This is a genomic window from Deinococcus marmoris DSM 12784 (genome assembly GCF_000701405.1).
Taxonomy (GTDB): Bacteria; Deinococcota; Deinococci; order Deinococcales; family Deinococcaceae; genus Deinococcus; species Deinococcus marmoris.
In genome coordinates, this window is the sequence record NZ_JNIV01000180.1 from 1 (window position 1) to 3,760 (window position 3,760).

A 3,760-nucleotide genomic window follows, 5' to 3' on the forward strand; every position below is an offset into this window, starting at 1 on the left:
CTCCGGCGGGTGATCTGGGTGTCCAGAAGGCGGTGCCAGAAACTCTGCTGGGGCTGAGGTTGTGATGTCATGCCGGTCAGCATGGGTCCACAGGGTCAGTATGGCTTCAGCTCCAGGTCAAGTTTCTGTCAGCTTGCTGGAGTTCAGGGAATGATCTTTGTTAGCGTGGCGCACAGGTCTCCCGCCCATCGTTCATGGGTCGGGTTGAAGTTGTTCGCCTCCCAATCTCCAGGAACCCCCAGCGCTACCGGGTCAGGGACAGTGGCCTCACTCCAGGCGGATCAGGGCGGTGGCTTCGGCAGGCGACGCCGTGGCCGGGCCACAACAACCGCTGTTCGGAGCGCAACTTTCAATGACCGCAGTCTCACCAGCGGGGAGGCCGCAGACCTCGCCCGCCTTGCACTGCACGCCGGGCTGACGCAGGTGGACCACCAGGCGCTCGGGCTGCATTTCCAGATGGGTAACGTGGTATTGCAGCGCCGCCGACTGGGCATTGCCGTACTCGAAGCGCACCTCAGCTTCATCGCGCACGGGAATCTTGGCCGTCACCCGGTCATGGATGGCAAGAAACTCGCGGTTGGTCATGAAGCCGCCTGCGGCCTCCTCGGCAGAGCCGTCCATCAGTTGAATGACCGTCTCGCGCCATGACGCGGCCTTGCCGCCGCAGTCCATCGCCTCGATGATGACCGCCTTGATTTCGGTGACGTGGTAGCCAGGGCTGACCAGAATCTGGCCGCCAAGGTGAAACTCTAGAGGGCGCTGGGCTGGAGAGCGCAGGGCGTCAATCAGCGCCGCTGTGGATGTTGCTTCGTTGAGGCCGGGAATGGGCTGAAGGGTCTGGGTCATACAAGTCTCCTGGAGGGAGGGTGAGGGTTTCGGACACGCTCCCTGAAATTTGGCGGACGAATGGCGGGCGGCGGGCGCTTCTCCTGAAGGGCCTGGACGGTCAGGGGATTCACCTCACCGGGTTCCAGTCCAGCGGAGGACACCTCGAAGCGGTGTCCCGCGCGGTGTTCCAACAGAGCTTGAGCCATCTGCGAGCGGGCGGTGTTGCCAGTGCAGATGAACAGCACACGGGGCTTCTTGACGGTGGGTGTGGTCATGCTGGCAGCGGGCTGGGTCATGGCGTTTCTCCTTGAGAGACGAATTCCTGGGCGGGATGGGGCTGGGCGATCAACGATTTCGGAAGGATGCAGCAATGGGGAAGATCACATGACCTGAACCCCATCACCACGACAACCGGAGGGCCAGGGCCGCGAGCGTCACGAGCAGCACGGGGACAGTCAGCACGATGCCCACCTTGAAATACTGGCCCCACCCGATGCGGATGCCCTTGCCCGCCAGCACATGCAGCCACAGCAGCGTGGCGAGACTGCCGATGGGCGTGATTTTTGGCCCCAGGTCATTGCCGATGACGTTGGCGTAGATCATGCCCTGCTTCACGGTCCCCGTCGCCTGGCTGGCGTCGATGGCTAAAGCGCCAATGAGGACACTGGGCATGTTGTTCATCGCGCTGGAGACGGCGGCCATCAGCAAGCCCGTGCCGAAAGTGGCGGCCCACAAGCCCTGCGAGGCGAGGCGGTCAAGCCAGCCCGCCAGAACATCCGTCAGCCCCGCGTTTCTCAAACCGTAGACCACCAGGTACATGCCCAGCGAGAACATCACGATCTGCCAGGGCGCACCCTTCAGCACGCGGCGGGTGTCGATGACCCGCCCACGGGCGGCCACCAGCCACAGCAGCGCCGCGCCGGAGACGGCCACCGCACTCACCGGAAGTCCCAGCGCCTCAGCGGTGAAGTACCCCACCAGCAGCAGTCCCAGGACCACCCAGCCCGCCTGGAACACCCGTTGATCCCGGATGGCACTGCCCGGCGCGTCCAAGACTTCCGGGGCGTACCGAGGGGGCAACTGTCGGCGGAACATCAGGGACAGCGCCCCCAGGCTTGCCAGGATGGCCGCCAGGTCGACGGGCACCATGATGGCGGCATACGCTCCGAAGTCCAGATTGAAATAATCGGCACTGACAATATTGACCAGGTTGCTGATGACCAATGGCAGACTGGCGCTGTCCGCGATAAATCCTGTGGCAAGAATGAACGCCAGGGTGGCCCTGGGCTGAAAGCCCAGAGCCGTCAGCATCGCCAGCACGATGGGCGTGAGAATCAGCGCCGTGCCGTCGTTGGCGAATAGAGCACTCACCGCTGCGCCCAGCAGCACCACCAGCGCAAAGAGCAGATGACCGCGCCCCCCGCCCCAGCGGGCGACGTGCAGGGCCGCCCACCTGAAAAAGCCCGCCTCATCCAGAATCAGGCTGATGATGATCAGAGCGATGAAGGTCAACGTCGCGTTCCAGACGATGGCCCAGACCACGGGGATATCGGCGGGGTGAACGGCTCCGGTGAGCAGCGCCAGCACCGCGCCGAGGGCCGCACTCCAGCCGATGCCCAGCCCTTCCGGCTGCCACCGCAACCGGGGCTGCCAGATCACCAGCACCAGGGTGAAGAGAAAGATCGCAGCGGCGAGCAACATGAGGGTTACTGCGCCGTCACGGCGGGGCTGTCCTCGTAACTGGGCGGCACGTCCTGGCCATCCTTGAGCGCCTGAACCATTGCCCCGAACTGCACGCTCTGCTGGTTCCGCACCGCGCGCCAACGCTCCAGACTGCCGCCGCTGGGGTCCATGAAGGGGTAGTGCCGCCGCACCGTCTGCCCTGGATACACCGGACACGCTTCAGCCGCGCTGTCGCAGACCGTGATGACGTAATCGAAGTTCCAGGGATCGGGGACTTCATACAGCGTCTTGCTGGTGTGGGTGGACAGGTCCAGCCCAACTTCTGCCATCACGGTTTTCGCGTCGTCCTTGACGCGGGTGGCCTCGGTGCCAGCCGAATGCACCTCCAGCTCAAGTCCAGCTTTGCGGGCGGCCTCGCGGGCAAGGGCCTCGGCCATCTGGGAGCGGGCGCTGTTGTGTGTACACAGGATCAGGACGCGGGGTGGGTTCGGCATGGCTTCAGCATATAGAATGATCTTGATGCGTCAAGGCGGGTGACTGGACAAAGATCTCGCTGAGAAATGAACCCCCCAATCCGAAAAGCTGATCCAGGCGGAGCGCGTAGTAGGTGTTCTTGCCGCGCTGCTCGGCGCTGACCAACTCGGCGTCACGCAGGATCGCCAGGTGATAGGACACCTTCGATTGGGGCAGGGTCAACAGCGCTTCCAGATCGCAGACGCAACGTTCTCCCCCGGCCAGGTAGCGCACCAGTTCAAAGCGGATTTCATGCGAGAGGGCCTTGAGCTGGTCCAGCACAGTGGGCGCTACGGTGGGCGCAGTCAGCGTGGTCATCCATCTATTCTACTGGGTGAGATGTCGGAATTTCAGAACGGTTTCATTCGGTGGGTTACTGCTGAACGATGGAACGAACGGGAAAATCTGGAACACAGTGTATCTGGAGCGCCTAGTGGCCGCCTTACGGGCTGAAGATCAGGGTGTGCCTGACGAACTTCTAGCCCACGTCTCGCTGCTGGGCTGGGAGCATATCGGGCTGACTGGAGACTACCTGTGGCGGCCCGAAGAAGTACCTCTGCCGGTAACGTTTCGCAAACTCAACGGCCAGAGCGCGTGCTGGAGGGCGGATTTTGCTTAGCGGTGTAAGAGTCCTGGATCTTGATACTGGTGGCGAAGTCAAAATCTCACCTCTTCATCGGTAGACGCCGGTGGCGAAGTCACGAAAAACGCTGTTCTGCGAGACCGTCACCGGACT

At 62.8% G+C, this 3,760-nt stretch carries 5 protein-coding genes and 1 pseudogene; 1 reads left to right on the forward strand and 5 read right to left on the reverse strand.

Annotated elements, in window-relative coordinates; all coding sequences use genetic code 11:
- Positions 1-267: 267 nt before the first annotated feature.
- The 5 genes from Q319_RS0122625 to Q319_RS0122640 form a co-directional block, all read right to left on the reverse strand.
- Positions 268-846 (reverse strand): DUF6428 family protein, encoded by a 579-nt coding sequence (locus tag Q319_RS0122625; RefSeq protein WP_034416492.1) that lies wholly within the window; start codon positions 844-846, stop codon positions 268-270.
- Positions 843-1,124 (reverse strand): arsenate reductase/protein-tyrosine-phosphatase family protein, encoded by a 282-nt coding sequence (locus Q319_RS29050; protein ID WP_342667901.1) that lies wholly within the window; start codon positions 1,122-1,124, stop codon positions 843-845. The genes Q319_RS0122625 and Q319_RS29050 overlap by 4 nt, the downstream gene beginning before the upstream one ends.
- Positions 1,125-1,227: 103 nt before the next feature.
- Positions 1,228-2,529: an arsenic transporter gene (locus Q319_RS0122630; protein WP_029484661.1), complete on the reverse strand. Its 1,302-nt coding sequence runs from the start codon at positions 2,527-2,529 to the stop codon at positions 1,228-1,230.
- Positions 2,530-2,534: 5 nt separating this feature from the next.
- The gene (locus tag Q319_RS0122635) at positions 2,535-3,005 is read right to left on the reverse strand and encodes an arsenate reductase ArsC (RefSeq protein WP_029484662.1); all 471 of its coding nucleotides are present in this window, start codon (positions 3,003-3,005) and stop codon (positions 2,535-2,537) included.
- 4 nt (positions 3,006-3,009) lie between these two features.
- Entirely contained in the window at positions 3,010-3,342 is a 333-nt protein-coding gene (locus Q319_RS0122640; RefSeq protein WP_029484663.1) for an ArsR/SmtB family transcription factor, read from the reverse strand.
- 85 nt (positions 3,343-3,427) lie between these two features.
- Between Q319_RS0122640 and Q319_RS28480 the strand changes: the two are divergent.
- Positions 3,428-3,643, forward strand: a pseudogene (locus tag Q319_RS28480) (Tn3 family transposase); the annotation flags it as partial.
- Positions 3,644-3,760 lie beyond the last annotated feature (117 nt).